Source organism: Ramlibacter sp., assembly GCF_035554825.1.
Lineage (GTDB): Bacteria > Pseudomonadota > Gammaproteobacteria > Burkholderiales > Burkholderiaceae_C > Ramlibacter.
The window spans coordinates 17,998-32,481 of record NZ_DATMHS010000008.1; the positions used below are offsets into that span (position 1 = coordinate 17,998).

Here is a 14,484-nt window from a genome sequence, read left to right on the forward strand (position 1 = left end):
CATTCCCATGAACCTGTTGTCGATCGTCCTGCGCCTGTGCGTGGCGGCTGCCGCATTGCTGGCCGGCGCCGCGGCCTGGGCCACCGCCTACGAAGCCCCGCTGCCCGAGGAGATCCACTCCTCCAAGCGGCTGTGCGACTTCGCTCCGTGCCGCGAGGTGTTCCCCGGCGCGACCTCCTTTTCCGAACGCAAGGGCCAGCCGCCGTACGTCGAAGCGTATGCCGACGAGAACGGCAAGCCGAGGCTGCTCGGCTACGTCATGCTCTCCACCGACATCACCGACACGCCCGCCTATTCGGGCAAGCCGGTGGTCACGCTGATCGGCATGGACCTCAAGGGCCGCTTCGTCGGCGTCAAGGTGCTCAAGCACTCCGAGCCGATCCTGCTGCTGGGCATTCCCGAGGCGGCGCTGGACCGCTTCATCCACCAGTACGTCGGCAAGTTCGTCGGCGACAAGCTGGAGGTCGGCCCGTCCCGCCCCGACGAGGGCGTGGTGGGCCTGGACGCCATCTCCGGCGCCACCGTCACCGTGATCGCGGAGAACCAGGTGATGACCATGTCGGGCGCCTCGGTCGCGCGCCAGACCGGCATCCTGGCGCCCACCGTGCGGGCCCCGGCGAAGTTCGCCGACACCGGCCGCACTCTCGACTGGGCGGCGCTGGTGGACCAAGGCGCCGTGCAGCGCCTGGTGGTGCAGCCCGAGCAGGTCGGGCTCGACCGGACCGGCTCGCCCTTCATCGAACTGTGGTTCGGCGCGCTGAACCAGCCCGACATCGGCAAGGCGGTGCTCGGCGCTTCGGCCTGGTCCGGCTTGATGTCGCAGCTCAAGCCCGGCGAACAGGCCCTGTTCGTGATCCGCACCCAGGGCAAGGAATCGTTCAAGGGCTCCGGCTTCGTGCGCGGCGGCATCTACGACCGGGTGCAGGTGCGCCAGGGCATGGACGCCTTCACCTTCCGCGACCTGGACTCCACCAACCTCTACGGCATCGAGGCGGCCGGTGCGCCGCGCTACGACGAATCGGCGATCTTCATCGTGCGCTCGCCGGCGTTCTCCGCGGCCTATCCGTGGAAGCTGACGCTGCTGGGCAACCGGGTCGACCGCGCCACCGGCGCCCGCAGCTTCACCAGCTTCGAGGCCAGGTACTGGCTGCCGGCCTGGTCGCTGCAGGGCGGCCGCCCCGAGCTGGACGAGCCCGAGGCCGCCTGGGTCAAGGTCTGGAAGTCGCGCGCCGTGGAGATCGCGCTGTTCGCCGCCCTGCTGGTCGGCGTGGCCGTGGTCTATGCGCAGCGCGACCGGCTGACGCGCCGCGCCACCCGCAAGAACAAGTGGCCGGTCAACGCGTTCAAGTACAGCGCCTGGGTGGCGTCGATCGGCTTCGTCGGCTTCCACCTCATGGCCCAGCCGTCGATCACGCAGGTGCTGACCTGGTTCCACGCCCTGCTGTTCCACTGGACCTGGACCCTGTTCCTGAGCGATCCGTTCGTGTTCCTGTTCTGGATCTTCATCATCGCCACCGTGTTCGTCTGGGGCCGGGGCCTGTTCTGCGGCTGGCTGTGCCCGTTCGGCTCGCTCTCGGAGCTGCTGTACAAGGTGGGCGGCGCGATCGGCCTGCGCCGCTTCCAGCGCGCCCTGCCGCGCTGGCTGCACGACCGCCTGAAGTGGGTCAAGTACGGCATCTTCTTCGGGCTGCTGGCGGTGTCGATGTTCTCGATGGGCTGGGCCGAGATGCTGGCGGAGGTGGAGCCCTTCAAGACCACCTTCCTGGTCGGCTGGTTCCAGCGCTCCTGGCCCTACACGCTGTTCGCCGCCGCCATCCTCGGCGTGTCCGTGTTCGTCGAGCGGCCGTTCTGCAAGTACCTGTGCCCGCTCGGCGCGTCGCTGGCGATGCCCTCGACGTTCCGCTGGTTCGGCCTGCGCCGCAAGCAGGAGTGCAATACCTGCAAGGCCTGCGCGACCGGCTGCGGCGCCCAGGCCATCGACGCCGACGGCCGCATCGACCACCGCGAGTGCCTGCACTGCCTGGACTGCATGGTGCTGTACACCGACAGCCACGCCTGCCCGCCGCTGGCCAAGGAGCGCAAGCGACGCGAGCGTGATGGCCTGGAGCTGACGCCGATCGGCCGCGACGGCTACTACATCCCGATCCACCCGGTCGCGAACACCCGCCAGGAGTCCAAGGCATGAGCCGCACCGGCCGCCCGCAGGGGCGAATTCCCGCTCGCGGGGACAGGGCCTCGGGCCCGAGGGAGCAGCAATGAGCACCGTGGATCCCCGCATGCCGACCGACCCGGTCCCCCGCCCCTACGCCGTGCGCACCCTCGCGGGCCGCGCCTGGGCCGAAGTGGTCGACCACCTGTGGCCGTGGAAGCGCGGCGTGGGCGCGCCGCCCCGGCTGCTGCGCGCCGCCGGGATCGCGCTCGCCGTCGCGGTGACGCTGGCCTGGGTCCTGGCGGCCCTGGGCGAGCTGCGCGCCGGCGCCATCATCGGCTGGTGGTTCGGCTGGAGCCTGTACGAGGTGCTGGTGCGCCTGCGCGCCAAGCGCTACGTCAAGGACGGCCCCTGGTGGCGCGACAACTACCGGGCCGCCTCGGTCATGGACATGGTCTGCTACGTCTCGTTCAAGAACCTGCTGATCGGGGCCACGCTGTTCCTGGCGCTCAAGGCCATGGGCTGGCTGGTGATCTGATGAAGCGCATGCTCGCCGTGCTGGCCCTGGCCGCCGGCTGCGCCGCGCAGGCCGCGACGTGGACCGTGCGGCCCGGCCAGCCGATCCAGCCGGCCATCGACCGCGCCGCCGCCGGCGACGTGGTCGAGATCGCCCGCGGCCAGTACAGCGGCAACCTGGTGATCGCCCGGCCGCTGACGCTGCGCGGCATCGGCCGGCCCACCATCAGCGGCGGCCTGACCGGCGACACGATCCGCGTCCGGTCGCCCGACGTGACGATCGAGGGCCTGATCGTGCGCGATTCCGGCGACAGCCTGCTGGCGCAGAACGCCGGCATCTACGTCAGCCCCGGCTCGCACCGCGCCGTGGTGCGCCAGTGCGACCTGGTCTACAACCTGTTCGGCCTGTGGATCGAGAAGGCCGACGACGTGCGGGTCGAGCGCAACGTGATCGTCGGCAAGCGCGACTACGCGTCCTCGCAGCGCGGCAACGGCGTGCAGCTGTACAACACCAACGGCGCGCAGATCATCGGCAACCAGGTCAGCTTCGTGCGCGACGCGCTCTACGTCGACGTCTCGCATCACGCGGTGTTCCGCGGCAACCGGCTGCACCACAGCCGCTACGGCACGCACTACATGAACTCCTACCACAACCTGTGGGAGGACAACGACAGCTATTACAACCGCGGCGGGCTCGCGCTGATGGAGGTGCGCGACCAGGTGGTGCGCAACAACCGCGCCTGGGGCAACACCGACCACGGCATCATGCTGCGCACGCTGCAGGACTCGGTGATCGAGAACAACGTGGTCGCCGGCAACGCGCGCGGCTTCTTCATCTACGACGTCGAATACGCGCGGCTCACCGGCAACCTGGTGGTCGGCAACCAGGTCGGCGTGCACCTGTCCGCCGGCTCCACCCGCAACGAGGTGGAAGGCAACGACTTCATCGAGAACCGCGAGCAGGTGCGCTACGTCGGCGCGAAGGACGAGACCTGGGGCGCCCGCGGCGGCAACTATTGGGGCAACTACCTGGGCTGGGACCGCGACGGCGACGGCCACGGCGACGTCCGCTACGAGGCCAACGACGTGGTCGACCGGCTGGTCTGGCGCCATCCGATCGTCAAGCTGCTGCTGGCCAGCCCCGCCGTGCAGGCGCTGCGGCTGGTCGGCCAGCAGTTCCCGGTGCTGCGGGTGCCCAGCGTCGTCGATCCCAAGCCGCGCATGCACCCCGCCCATCCCAACTGGAGCACATGGAATGACAAGCCCTCCAAGCGCTGACGACACGCCGGTCATCGCCGTGCGCGGCGTCGCCAAGCACTACGGTGCGGTGCGCGCGGTCGACGGCGTCGACCTCGACGTGCACCGCGGCGAGCTGTTCGGCCTGATCGGCCACAACGGCGCCGGCAAGAGCACCCTGTTCAAGATGATGCTGGGCCTGGTGGCGGCCAGCGCCGGCGAGATCCGCCTGCAGGGCGCCTCGGTAGCCGGCGCGCAGTTCCGCAGCGTGCGCCGCCGCATCGGCTACCTGCCCGAGAACGTGGTCCTCTACGACAACCTCAGCGGGCTGGAGACGCTGCGCTTCATCGCGCGGCTGAAGGGCGCGCCGCAGCAGGAGTGCGCGGCGGTGCTGGACCGGGTCGGCCTGGGCGCCGCCGGCGCGCGTCCGGTGCGCGAGTACAGCAAGGGCATGCGCCAGCGCCTGGGCTTCGCGCAGGCGCTGCTGGGCCGGCCGCAGGTGCTGTTCCTCGACGAACCGACCACCGGGCTGGACCCGGAGGCGACCCGCTCGTTCTACGCCACGCTGCGCGAGCTGCGCGCCGATGGCGTCACCATGATCGTGACCTCGCACGTGCTGGCCGAGCTGCAGGAGCGGGTGAACCGGCTGGCGGTCATGGCCTCGGGCCGGGTGCAGGCCCTGGGCACCTTGCAGGAGCTGCGCGAGCGCACGCTGCTGCCGCTGCACCTGGACGTGGTCGCCAGCGAGGCCGGCGCCGCCGACGTGCGCGCCGCGCTGGAGCCGCTGCCGCTGGCCGAGCGCCACTGGGACGGCCCCCGGCTGCGGGCCCGCTGCCCGCGCGACGCCAAGATGGCCGTGCTCGCCGCGCTGGCGGCGCGCGGCAGCCAGGTGCTCGACTTCAAGGTCCACGAGCCTTCGCTCGAGGACGTCTTCTTCGGCTGCGCCGCGTGACGGATCGAACCATGGAAGCCGCACAGATCTTCACCATCGCCCGCAAGGAACTGCGCGATCGCCTGCGCAACCGCTGGGTGCTCGCCGTCGCCCTCGTGTTCACGGTGCTGGCCATCGTGATCGCCTACTTCGGGGGCGCCCAGCAGGGCGCCGTCGGCCTGCGCTCGATCGAGTTCACCATCGCCAGCCTGGTCAGCCTGGTGATCTACCTGATCCCGCTGATCGCCCTGCTGCTCGGCTTCGACGCGATCGTCGGCGAGCGCGAGCGCGGCTCGCTCAACCTGCTGCTGTCGCTGCCGATCACGCGGCCCGAACTGCTGCTCGGCAAGTACCTGGGCCTGGCCGCCGCGTTGACCATCTCCACCCTCGGCGGCTTCGGGCTGGTGGCGCTGCTGCTGGCCGGCCAGATCGGCGCCGCCGGCCTGGTGCCGTACGCGGGCTTCATGGCCAGCTCGGTGCTGCTCGGACTCGCGTTCCTCAGCCTGGCCGTGATGCTGTCGGTGCTGGCCACCGACCGCACCCGCGCCTCCGGCCTCGCGATCGGCCTGTGGTTCTTCTTCGTGCTGGTGTTCGACCTGCTGCTGCTCGGGGCGCTGGTCGCCACCGGCGGCCAGGCCGGCGCCGCCTGGTTTCCGTACCTGCTGCTGTTCAACCCCGCGGACGTGTTCCGCGTCCTCAATGTCTTTTCGCTCGACGACGTGCGCACCCTCTACGGGCTGTCCAGCATCGTGCCCGCCGCCCTGGCCAAGCCATGGCTGATGGGCCTGGTGATGCTGGGCTGGATCGCCGCGCCGCTGGGCATCGCCAGCTGGAGATTCCGCCCATGACACCCCATCGCCGCCATCTGCTGCTGGCCCTGTGCGCCGCGCCGCTCGCCGCCCTCGTCGGCTGCACCAACGCCGAATCGGGCACCGTGCTGCGCCCGGCCGAGATCGATCCGGCCACCACCTGCGACCTCGACGGCATGCTGCTGGCCGACTACGGCGGGCCCAAGGCGCAGATCCACTATGCCGGCCAGGCCGCGCCGGTGTTCTTCTGCGACACCGTCGAGATGTTCGCGCAGCTGCTGCGGCCGGAGCAGGTCCGGCCGGTGCGCGCCGTGTTCGTGCAGGACATGGCGCGGGCCGACTGGGACCAGCCGCGCGGCCACTGGTTCGACGCCAGGACCGGCTTCTACGTGATCGGCAGCAAGCGCCGCGGCTCGATGGGCCCGACCTTCGCCAGCTTCGCGCAGGAGGCCGAGGCGAGGAAGTTCGCGGCCCAGTACGGCGGCAAGGTGCTGCCGTTCGCCGAGGTCACGCCGCAGCTGGCCGACCTGAGCGGCGGCGCCTCGCACGACACCCGGATGTAGCCCCGCGCGGGCTCAGGTGTTGCCGACGTAGGGGTTGCTGCGCCGCTCGCGGCCGAAGGTGCTCTCGGGGCCGTGCCCGGGAATGAACACCGTGTCGTCGCCCATCGGCCACAGCCGCTGCGTGATGCTGGCGATCAGCGTGTCGTGGTCGCCCTGCGGGAAGTCGGTGCGGCCGATGCTGCCGGCAAACAGCACGTCGCCGACGAACGCGCGCTTCATCTCCGGCGAATGGAACACCACGTGGCCCGGCGTGTGGCCCGGGCAGTGGCGCACGTGCAGCACGTGGCCGGCCAGTTCCACGGTGTCGCCGTCGTGCAGCCAGCGGGTCGGCTGGAACGGCCGCGCCTGCGGCAGGCCGAACATCGCGCCCTGCTGCCCGATCGCATCGATCCAGAACTGGTCCCCCGGATGCGGCCCGATCACCGGCAGCTGCAGCCGCTCGGCCAGCTCGGCGGTGCCGCCGGCATGGTCGATGTGGGCGTGGGTCAGCCAGATCTGTTCCAGCTTCAGGCCGCGGCTGGCCGCTTCGGCCAGCAGGGTGTCGAGGTCGCCGCCGGGATCGATGATCGCCGCCTGCCTGGTCTGGTCGTCCCAGACGATCGAGCAGTTCTGCCGGAACGGCGTGACGGGGATGGTTTCGTACTTCAGCATGGTCCGCCCATTTGTTTGCAGCAATGAGAAAGTGAAATCTGGGATCGCGCAGCTAGATCCGACAGGCGCCACTCCAAGCCTGCTGCGATCTTGCAGAGCACACTGACGGGCAGCACCGCGCCGCGCCTCGATGCGAATGAAGTCCAGACGTCCACTATGATCGGCGCGCCTCGCATGAACGACCGTCCTCGTGCTCCGCGGGGACGGTGCCTTCGACGACCTTGGCCCGCATGGTGGGCGATGCTTCCCGAGGTGTAGCCGAAAGAGCACCACGCTCCAAAACGGATCGGATCGCTATCTCTTGCCATACAGGCGTTCGATCGCCGCTTCCTGCTTCAAGTCCATTGGGCCGGGCTTGAGGCGCGCTAGTCGATAGACGGCCTTCATTTCATCAGCAGTGACGGTGCACCAATGTTTGGCAAGGCGCGCCCATAACCAGCCGCCAATCCACATGCCACCTCCGACCGTCACCATCATCGTTGCCAGGAATGCGAATCTCATCCAAAACGGCAGCGTCGACATTAGCGTGGCAGCCTCTGCTCCGACAAGCTTTGGAGCAATGAAGATGGTGATTGCACCAAACAGCGCGCCCATCAGGGCAGAAGTCAGCCGCAAGGTTCGGTGAAGCGTCTGGACGCGCTGCGGCAGAGTATTTTCTGGGTTCATCTCAGCGCCCTGCTGCGAAACAGGCCGCGCTGCCGGTGCGCGGATGGGTTTCCGTCCATGGTGAGGTACCTACCCAACGGTAGTGGCGGTTCCGTGTTGCTGAAGGCTCCAGCATAGCTGGCCGGGCGTCCTTGAATAACCAGCCGTACGCGCTGCACTACTGCCACCCATTGCTCCACAATCGCGAAATCGTCCGTCACCGCGGCCTCTGTTCGGCCGCGGACTGCCCCAGAACTACATGCTGCGCACGTGTCGCTCGTCCCTGCCATGGCGTCGGGCCCGCTCGCAGCGCAGGCTGCAACAGCCCCAGCCTAATTCACCGCGATCCCGGCCTCGCGTACCACCTTGGACCACTTCGTGCGCTCGCGGCTGATGTGCTCGGCGAATGCTTCCGGCGTGCCCCCCATGGCTTCGGCGCCCTGATCCGCGAGCTTCTGCCGCATGTCGGGGCTCGCCAGGATGGCATTGATCTCCCGGTTCAGCCGGGCGATCACCTCGGGCGGCGTGGCGGCCGGCGCCGCGATCCCGCTCCAGGACAGCGATTCGTAGCCCGGCACGCCCGATTCGGCGATGGTCTTCACGTCGGGCAGCGCCGGCGTGCGCTGCAAGCCGGTGACCGCGAGCACCCTCACCTTGCCCGCCTTGATGTGGCCGACGGCACCCGGCATGTTCTCGAACATCATCGAGACGCGGCCGGAAATCACGTCCGGCATCGCCTGGCCGCTGCCCTTGTAGGGGATGTGGAGCAGCTCGGTTCCCGTCATCAACCGGAACAACTCCGCGGACATGTGCGTCGATGCGCCCGACCCGGACGACGCGAACGACAGCTTGCCGGGCGCCGCCTTCGCCGCGGCGATGACGTCGCCCACGCTCTTGAGGGGCGAGTCGGCCGGCACGATCAGCACGTTGGTGATCGACGCGATGTAGGCGACCGGCTTCAGGTCACGCTCCGCCTGGTAACTCATGTTCCGGTACATGGCATTGTTGATCGCCATGACACCGGTCGTGGCCATCAGCAGGGTGTAGCCGTCCGGCGGTGCCTTCGCGACGGCGTCGGCGCCGATGTTGCCGCCGGCGCCAGGGCGGTTGTCGATGACGACGGGCTGGCCCAGGGCCGTGGCCAGGCGCTCGCCGACCAGGCGGGCGAAGATGTCGGTGGATCCGCCGGGGGCGAACGGCACCACGATCTTGAGGCCGCGCGACGGCCAGGATTGGGCGTGCGCGCCGGGCAGGGCTGCGGCGAACAGAGCAACGCCCGTGAGCGCCGCGAGGATTCTTGCCCGCATCGTGGTATCTCCCGAGGCCGTGGACGTCGGCCCGATCCGCGCAGTATCGCGTCGATCAGGCATCGCGGGACAGCGGGATTGCCCGCATCGACCCGTGCGCGCCGGACCGGCGCCGCCGAACTTGTCCCATCGACAGAACCTGTCCTATACTGAGGACAGGATGCCCGTTACCGCCGCGTCGCTGCCGATCTCCAAATACCACCAGGTCTACCTGGTGCTGCGCGAGCAGTTGCACGAAGGCCGCTTCGCCCGGGGCCTGCCCGGCGAGCTGGACCTCACGCGCCAGTTCAGCGTCGGCCGCGTCACGGTGCGGCGCGCACTGGAGCAGCTCGCGCACGAGGGCCTGATCGTGCGCGAGGCGGGCCGCCGCTCGCGACCCGCCTCGCGCCCCGCGCACGACGCGCCGCGTCCGGCGCAGGCGCAGGCGGCCACGTCGCTCAAGGGCCTGCTGGGAGACATCGTGAACGCGACGCGCGGCACCTCGGTGAAGGTGCTCGAGTGGCGCGTGATCGAAGCCTCGCCCGACACGGCCCAGGCGCTGCAGGTGGCCGAGGGCGAGCAACTGCGCAAGGCGGTGCGCCGGCGCAGCACCAGCGCCGGCCCGGTATCGCACATCACGACCTACGTCCCCGAGGCGCTGGTGCGCGGCTTCGGCCGCGCCGAACTGGCGCACCAGCCGATGCTGCAGCTGCTGCAGGAAGCCGGCCTGCAGCCGGGCCGGGCCGTGCAGACGGTCTCGGCGCGCCAGGCCGACGCCAGGGTGGCCGGCGAGCTGCAGGTGCCGGTCGGCTCCGCGCTGCTGTGGGTGCGCCGGGTGGTGTACGACACGCAGGAGCGGCCGTTGCAGCTGCTGCACGGGCTGTACCGGCCCGACCGCTACGAGTACCAGATGGAGCTGTCGCAGGTGGGCGCGATCGACGCGCGCATCGTGGTGACCGAACTGTTGTTCTGAAGGACAGGAAGATGAGTCCCCCCGCGCGGCCGGCGCAGACGCTGGCCCAGAAACTGATCGCACGGGCCAGCGGGCGCACGCACGTGGCGCCCGGCGAGATCGTCAGCTGCCAGGTGGACCTGGCGATGTTCCACGACTCCTCCGGCCCGCGCCGGCTCAAGCCGATGCTGGAGGAGCTGGGCGCGCGCATCTGGGACAAGAACCGGGTCGTGCTGGTGATGGACCACTACGTGCCGGAGCGCGACGAGGATTCGCGCCGCATCGTGCGCATCGCGCGGGAGTGGGCCGCCGAGCAGCAGCTGCCGCACGTGTACGACAGCATCGGCATCTGCCACGTCGTGCTGCCGCAGAAGGGCCACATCCGCCCCGGGATGTTCTGCGTCGGCGGCGATTCGCATTCGCCCACGGGCGGCGCCTTCGGCGCCTACATGTTCGGCATCGGCGCGACCGAGATGCTCGGGGTGGTGGTCACCGGCGGGATCTGGGTGCGCGTGCCGCTGACCCTGCGCATGTGGTGGGACGGCGAGCTGGCGCCCGGCGTGAGCGCCAAGGACATGATGCTGCACCTGACCGGCCGCTTCGGGATGAACGGCGGCGACTACCAGGCGGTCGAGTTCTGCGGCCCGGGCGTGCAGGCGCTGTCGATGCAGGAGCGCATGACGCTGTCCAACATGAGCGCGGAGCTGGGCGCCCAGGCCGGGCTGGTCGCGCCCGACGCCACCACGCGCGAGTGGCTGCGCGCCGCCGGCGTGCCCGACGAGCAGATCGCGCTCGACCCCTGGTTCACCGACGAAGGCGTGGACGAGCGCGCGGCGAAGACGTTCCGCTTCGACGCCGCGGCGCTGGCGCCGCAGGTGGCGGCCCCGCACAGCCCGGCCAACACCCACGCGGTCGGCGACATCGGCCAGGTGCCGATCCAGGTGGCCTACATCGGCGCCTGCACCGGCGCCAAGCTGGACGACCTGCGGGCGGCGGCGGCCGTGCTGCGCGGCCGCCGCGTCGCCGCCGGCACGCGCCTGATGGTCGCGCCGGCGAGTGCCCAGGACCAGCAGGCCGCGCAGGACGAGGGCGTGCTGGGCGCGCTGCGCGACGCCGGCGCGCAGCTGCTGCCCCATTCGTGCGGCGCCTGCTCCGGCTACGGCGGCACCATCCCCGACGGCGCCACCGTGGTCGCCACCACCGCGCGCAACTTCAAGGGCCGCATGGGCTCGGCCAGCGCGCAGGTCTACCTCGCATCGCCCTACACCGTCGCGGCGTCGGCGTTGTGCGGCCGCATCGCCGATCCGCGGGAGGTGCTGGCATGAGCGCCGCACGGCCGCCCGAAGGCGCTCACGCCCCCTCGGGGGGCAGCGCAGTACACGAAGTGACAAGCGTGGGGGCTCCCATGAGCGCCGCACGGCCGCCCGAAGGCGCTCACGCCCCCTCGGGGGGCAGCGCAGGACACGAGGTGACGACCGCTGGGCCCCTGACCGCGCACCGTGTCTGGCGCCTCGGCGCCGAGATCGACACCGACCAGCTCGCCCCCGGCGCGTACATGAAGCTGGGCATCGAAGGCATCGCGCCGCACTGCCTGGAAGCCGTGCGGCCCGGGTTCGCCGGAGCCGTTCGCGCCGGCGACGTGATCGCTGCCGGCCCCGGCTTCGGCATCGGCTCTTCGCGCGAGCAGGCCGCGGCCGCGCTGGTGCAGCTCGGTGTGCGCGCGGTGATCGCACCGTCGTTCAGCGGCCTGTTCTTCCGCAACGCCTTCAACCTCGGCCTGCTGCTGCTGACGTGCCCAGCGGCCGAACAGTTGCGCGACGGCGAGCTGGTCGAACTCGACCTGCAGCGGATGCAGGTCGTCGGCAGCGCCGGCCGCCGCCTCGCCTGCGAGCCCATCCCCCCGTTCCTGCTCGAGATGGTGCAGGCCGGGGGCCTCATGAACCAATTGCGGCGCAAGCTGCAAGCCGCCCGATGACCGCCATGCCACCTGCCTTCAGGCAACGCCTGCAATCCCCTGCCCCGGTGCTCGCGCCGGGCGTCTACGACGCGCTCACCGCGCTGGTCGCCGAGCAGGCCGGCTTCGAGGCGCTGTACCTCTCGGGCGCTTCCGTCGCCTACACCCGGCTCGGCCGCTCCGACGTGGGCCTCACCACGGCAACCGAGGTCGCCGACACGCTGGCTCGGATCACCGAGCGGGTGGCGCTGCCGGTGATCGTGGACGGCGACACCGGCTTCGGCAACGCGCTGAACACCCAACGCACGGTGCGGGCCTTCGAGCGCGCCGGCGCCGCGATGATCCAGCTGGAGGACCAGACCTTTCCCAAGCGCTGCGGCCACCTGGACGGCAAGGGCGTGATCCCGCGCGAGGAAATGTGCGGCAAGCTGCGCGCCGCCCTCGATGCGCGCCGATCGGCCGACACGCTGATCCTGGCCCGCACCGACGCGCTGGCGGTGGAGGGCTTCGACGCCGCCATCGAGCGCGCGGAGGCCTACCTGGCTTGCGGGGTCGACGCCCTCTTCGTCGAAGCGCTGCGCACGCCGGAGCAGATGAAGGCCGCCTGCGAACGCTTCGCCGCCCGCATCCCGCTGCTGGCCAACATGGTCGAGGGCGGCAAGACGCCGGTGCGATCCGCCAGCGAGCTCGGCGGCCTGGGCTTTCGCATCGTCATCTTCCCCGGCGGCACCGCGCGGGCGGTGGCGCACACGCTGCAGCGCTACTACGCCAGCCTCAGGCAGCACCAGACAACGGCTCCCGAACGCGAGCGCATGCTCGATTTCGACCAGCTCAACGCACTGATCGGCACGCCCGAACTGCTGCGCGATGCGGCGCGCTACGACGCGAGCGCGCAATCCGATTGACCCGCTGTACCCACGCAAAGGAGATTGAAGAAGTGAACCGCTGTTTGACTCGACGCACCGCCATCGGCGCCGTGCTCGCGCTCGCCGCACTGGCCGCCCATGCCGCCTTCCCGTCCAAGCCGATCCGCCTGATCGTCGGCGCGTCCGCCGGCGGCACCACCGACACGCTGGCGCGCGAGGTCGCCGAGCACATGACCAAGACGCTGGGCCAGCCGGTGATCGTGGAGAACAAGCCCGGCGCCGGCGGCAACATCGCCGCGCTGGAAGTGGCCCGCGCGCCGGCCGACGGCCATACCCTGCTGGTGTCCTTCACCAGCCACACCATGAACGCGTCGCTGTTCCAGGCGCTGCCGTACGACCCGCTCGGCGACTTCACCCCGGTCGCCCTGCTGGCCAAGGGCTCCAGCGTGCTGGTCACGCGCGCCGGCGCGCCGTACAAGGACTTGCGCGACGTGATCGCCAGCGGCAAGGGCAACGCGGCCGGCCTGACCTTCGCGGTCGGCGGCATCGGCAGCTCCCTGCAGATGGACACCTACGAGTTCGAGCACTCCACCGGCACGAAGGTGACGCAGGTGCCGTTCAAGGGAACGAGCCCGGCCCTGGCCGACGTCCTGGCCGGCCACGTGGACCTCATGTTCGCGCCGGTCAACGGGGCCCGGCCGCTGGTCCAGTCCGGCAAGCTGCGCGCATTGGCGGTGGCCGGCCCGAAGCGCATGGCGGCGTTCCCCGACGCGGCGCCGATCACCGAGACGATCCCGAAGTACACGACCAACTACTCGTGGTTCGGGGTGCTCGGCCCGGCCAAGCTGCCGACCGACGTGACCAGGGCCCTCAATGCGGCGGTCAACAAGGCGATGCAGCAGCCCAAGGTCAAGACGCGGCTGGACGCGGACGGCAGCACGCACGAGAACCTCACGCCCGAGCAGTTCGCCGCGTTCCTGGCGGCCGACCTGAAGCACTGGGCTTCGCAGGGCAAGGCCTTCGGCATCAAGCCCGAGTAAGGCCCGCGTTCCTCGTAGCCGCGCGCGGCGAGGCTGGCGCGGCTGCGGGCCCCCGGCGACGGAGCCGGGCTGCACGACACCGCGCTGGCCGCCGACGATCGCCTCGCCGGCGCGCCCTCCTCGATGCTCTCGCCGAACGTCAGCAGGAACGCCTGCAGAGCAGGCGAGACTCATCCCGAAACACGCGCCGCGCCTTTGCAACAACTGCGCGCGGGCGAACGGCGCCGCCTCTGACCTACCGCAAGGAATTGGCGCAAGCGCCCCACTAATTTCCCTGCTCGGACGGCGCCAGCGGCGCCACGACCAGCAGGCTCGCATGAAGAGATGCCCCGCTTCCATCCAGCCGGCAATGCAGGCGGCGATCGCCTTGCCTCGCGGCGCATGGCTTCGTCGCGCGACGCCTTGCAGCCGCTCGGATTAGTGCCACACCGCGGCCGGGGCGGCGAACGACAGCAAGAGAAGTGAGATGCCCAATCGCCGACTGCCTGGCACCGCCCCTGCTGCCCGCGCCGGACGGCTGATCACCATCTGGACGCCGGAGGACAAGGCGTTCTGGCAGCGCGAAGGCGAAGCCATCGCGAAGGCCAACCTCTGGATCAGCGTGCCAGCGCTGTTCCTGGCGTTCTGCATCTGGCAGCTCTGGAGCGTCGTCGCGGTCGGGCTGCCGGCGCTGGGCTTCCAGTATTCGACCGACCAGCTGTTCTGGCTCGCCGCGGCCCCGGCGCTCTCGGGCGCCACGCTGCGCATCTTCTACTCCTTCATCGTGCCGGTCGTCGGCGGCCGGCGCTGGACCGCGATCTCGACCGCCAGCCTGCTGATCCCGGCGCTGGGGATCGGCTTCGCGGTGCAGGACAACACGACCAGCTATCCGACCATGCTGATGCTG

General features: G+C 70.4%; 12 protein-coding genes and 2 pseudogenes. 11 read left to right on the plus strand and 3 right to left on the minus strand.

All coding sequences use genetic code 11. The annotated features are described in order from the left end of the window. Positions 1-7: 7 nt before the first annotated feature. From VNT59_RS00430 to VNT59_RS00455, 5 genes and pseudogenes are all read left to right on the plus strand, one after another. A pseudogene (locus tag VNT59_RS00430) lies at positions 8-2,687 on the plus strand (4Fe-4S binding protein). Then, the gene (locus VNT59_RS00440) at positions 2,687-3,943 is read left to right on the plus strand and encodes a nitrous oxide reductase family maturation protein NosD (RefSeq protein WP_325495534.1); all 1,257 of its coding nucleotides are present in this window, start codon (positions 2,687-2,689) and stop codon (positions 3,941-3,943) included. Before VNT59_RS00430 ends, VNT59_RS00440 begins: the two are co-directional and overlap by 1 nt. Then, a complete protein-coding gene (locus VNT59_RS00445; RefSeq protein ID WP_325495536.1) occupies positions 3,921-4,853 on the plus strand; it encodes an ABC transporter ATP-binding protein in 933 nt (310 codons plus the stop codon). Before VNT59_RS00440 ends, VNT59_RS00445 begins: the two co-directional genes overlap by 23 nt. Positions 4,854-4,864: 11 nt before the next feature. Next, positions 4,865-5,680 carry an ABC transporter permease gene (locus tag VNT59_RS00450; RefSeq protein ID WP_325495538.1) on the plus strand — a complete coding sequence of 272 codons (816 nt, stop codon included), beginning with the start codon at positions 4,865-4,867 and terminating at the stop codon, positions 5,678-5,680. After that, a complete protein-coding gene (locus tag VNT59_RS00455; protein WP_325495540.1) occupies positions 5,677-6,204 on the plus strand; it encodes a nitrous oxide reductase accessory protein NosL in 528 nt (175 codons plus the stop codon). Before VNT59_RS00450 ends, VNT59_RS00455 begins: the two co-directional genes overlap by 4 nt. 12 nt (positions 6,205-6,216) lie before the next feature. Here VNT59_RS00455 and VNT59_RS00460 read toward each other — a convergent pair whose 3' ends face one another. From VNT59_RS00460 to VNT59_RS00470, 3 genes are all read right to left on the minus strand, one after another. Then, positions 6,217-6,855: an MBL fold metallo-hydrolase gene (locus VNT59_RS00460; protein WP_325495542.1), complete on the minus strand. Its 639-nt coding sequence runs from the start codon at positions 6,853-6,855 to the stop codon at positions 6,217-6,219. Positions 6,856-7,149: 294 nt separating this feature from the next. Further along, positions 7,150-7,521: a hypothetical protein gene (locus tag VNT59_RS00465; protein ID WP_325495544.1), complete on the minus strand. Its 372-nt coding sequence runs from the start codon at positions 7,519-7,521 to the stop codon at positions 7,150-7,152. Positions 7,522-7,832: 311 nt separating this feature from the next. Further along, the gene (locus VNT59_RS00470) at positions 7,833-8,807 is read right to left on the minus strand and encodes a tripartite tricarboxylate transporter substrate binding protein (RefSeq protein ID WP_325495546.1); all 975 of its coding nucleotides are present in this window, start codon (positions 8,805-8,807) and stop codon (positions 7,833-7,835) included. A gap of 160 nt (positions 8,808-8,967) precedes the next feature. Here VNT59_RS00470 and VNT59_RS00475 point away from each other — a divergent pair, with 160 nt between their 5' ends. The 6 genes and pseudogenes from VNT59_RS00475 to VNT59_RS00500 all read left to right on the plus strand — a co-directional run. Continuing rightward, entirely contained in the window at positions 8,968-9,759 is a 792-nt protein-coding gene (locus VNT59_RS00475; protein ID WP_325495548.1) for a GntR family transcriptional regulator, read from the plus strand. A gap of 11 nt (positions 9,760-9,770) precedes the next feature. Continuing rightward, on the plus strand, positions 9,771-11,063 hold the full coding sequence (locus VNT59_RS00480; protein ID WP_325495550.1) for a 3-isopropylmalate dehydratase large subunit: 1,293 nt from the start codon (positions 9,771-9,773) through the stop codon (positions 11,061-11,063). Between the two features lie 143 nt (positions 11,064-11,206). Beyond that, positions 11,207-11,713, plus strand: coding sequence for a 3-isopropylmalate dehydratase (locus VNT59_RS00485; RefSeq protein WP_325495552.1), 507 nt, complete (start codon positions 11,207-11,209; stop codon positions 11,711-11,713). A gap of 5 nt (positions 11,714-11,718) precedes the next feature. Beyond that, positions 11,719-12,597, plus strand: a complete 879-nt coding sequence (locus tag VNT59_RS00490) for an isocitrate lyase/PEP mutase family protein (protein WP_325495554.1) — start codon at positions 11,719-11,721, stop codon at positions 12,595-12,597. A 44-nt stretch (positions 12,598-12,641) separates the two neighbouring features. Next, positions 12,642-13,598: a tripartite tricarboxylate transporter substrate binding protein gene (locus VNT59_RS00495; RefSeq protein ID WP_325495556.1), complete on the plus strand. Its 957-nt coding sequence runs from the start codon at positions 12,642-12,644 to the stop codon at positions 13,596-13,598. Positions 13,599-14,064: 466 nt separating this feature from the next. Further along, a pseudogene (locus VNT59_RS00500) lies at positions 14,065-14,484 on the plus strand (nitrate/nitrite transporter); the annotation flags it as partial.

What these genes read in the sequence shown, in the direction of transcription:
- VNT59_RS00440 (WP_325495534.1), top strand. Translation starts at nt 2,687, where the DNA reads ATGAAGCGCATGCTCGCCGTGCTGGCCCTGGCCGCCGGCTGCGCCGCG.
- VNT59_RS00445 (WP_325495536.1), top strand. Translation starts at nt 3,921, where the DNA reads ATGACAAGCCCTCCAAGCGCTGACGACACGCCGGTCATCGCCGTGCGC.
- VNT59_RS00450 (WP_325495538.1), top strand. Translation starts at nt 4,865, where the DNA reads ATGGAAGCCGCACAGATCTTCACCATCGCCCGCAAGGAACTGCGCGAT.
- VNT59_RS00455 (WP_325495540.1), top strand. Translation starts at nt 5,677, where the DNA reads ATGACACCCCATCGCCGCCATCTGCTGCTGGCCCTGTGCGCCGCGCCG.
- VNT59_RS00460 (WP_325495542.1), bottom strand. Translation starts at nt 6,855, where the DNA reads ATGCTGAAGTACGAAACCATCCCCGTCACGCCGTTCCGGCAGAACTGC.
- VNT59_RS00465 (WP_325495544.1), bottom strand. Translation starts at nt 7,521, where the DNA reads ATGAACCCAGAAAATACTCTGCCGCAGCGCGTCCAGACGCTTCACCGA.
- VNT59_RS00470 (WP_325495546.1), bottom strand. Translation starts at nt 8,807, where the DNA reads ATGCGGGCAAGAATCCTCGCGGCGCTCACGGGCGTTGCTCTGTTCGCC.
- VNT59_RS00475 (WP_325495548.1), top strand. Translation starts at nt 8,968, where the DNA reads ATGCCCGTTACCGCCGCGTCGCTGCCGATCTCCAAATACCACCAGGTC.
- VNT59_RS00480 (WP_325495550.1), top strand. Translation starts at nt 9,771, where the DNA reads ATGAGTCCCCCCGCGCGGCCGGCGCAGACGCTGGCCCAGAAACTGATC.
- VNT59_RS00490 (WP_325495554.1), top strand. Translation starts at nt 11,719, where the DNA reads ATGCCACCTGCCTTCAGGCAACGCCTGCAATCCCCTGCCCCGGTGCTC.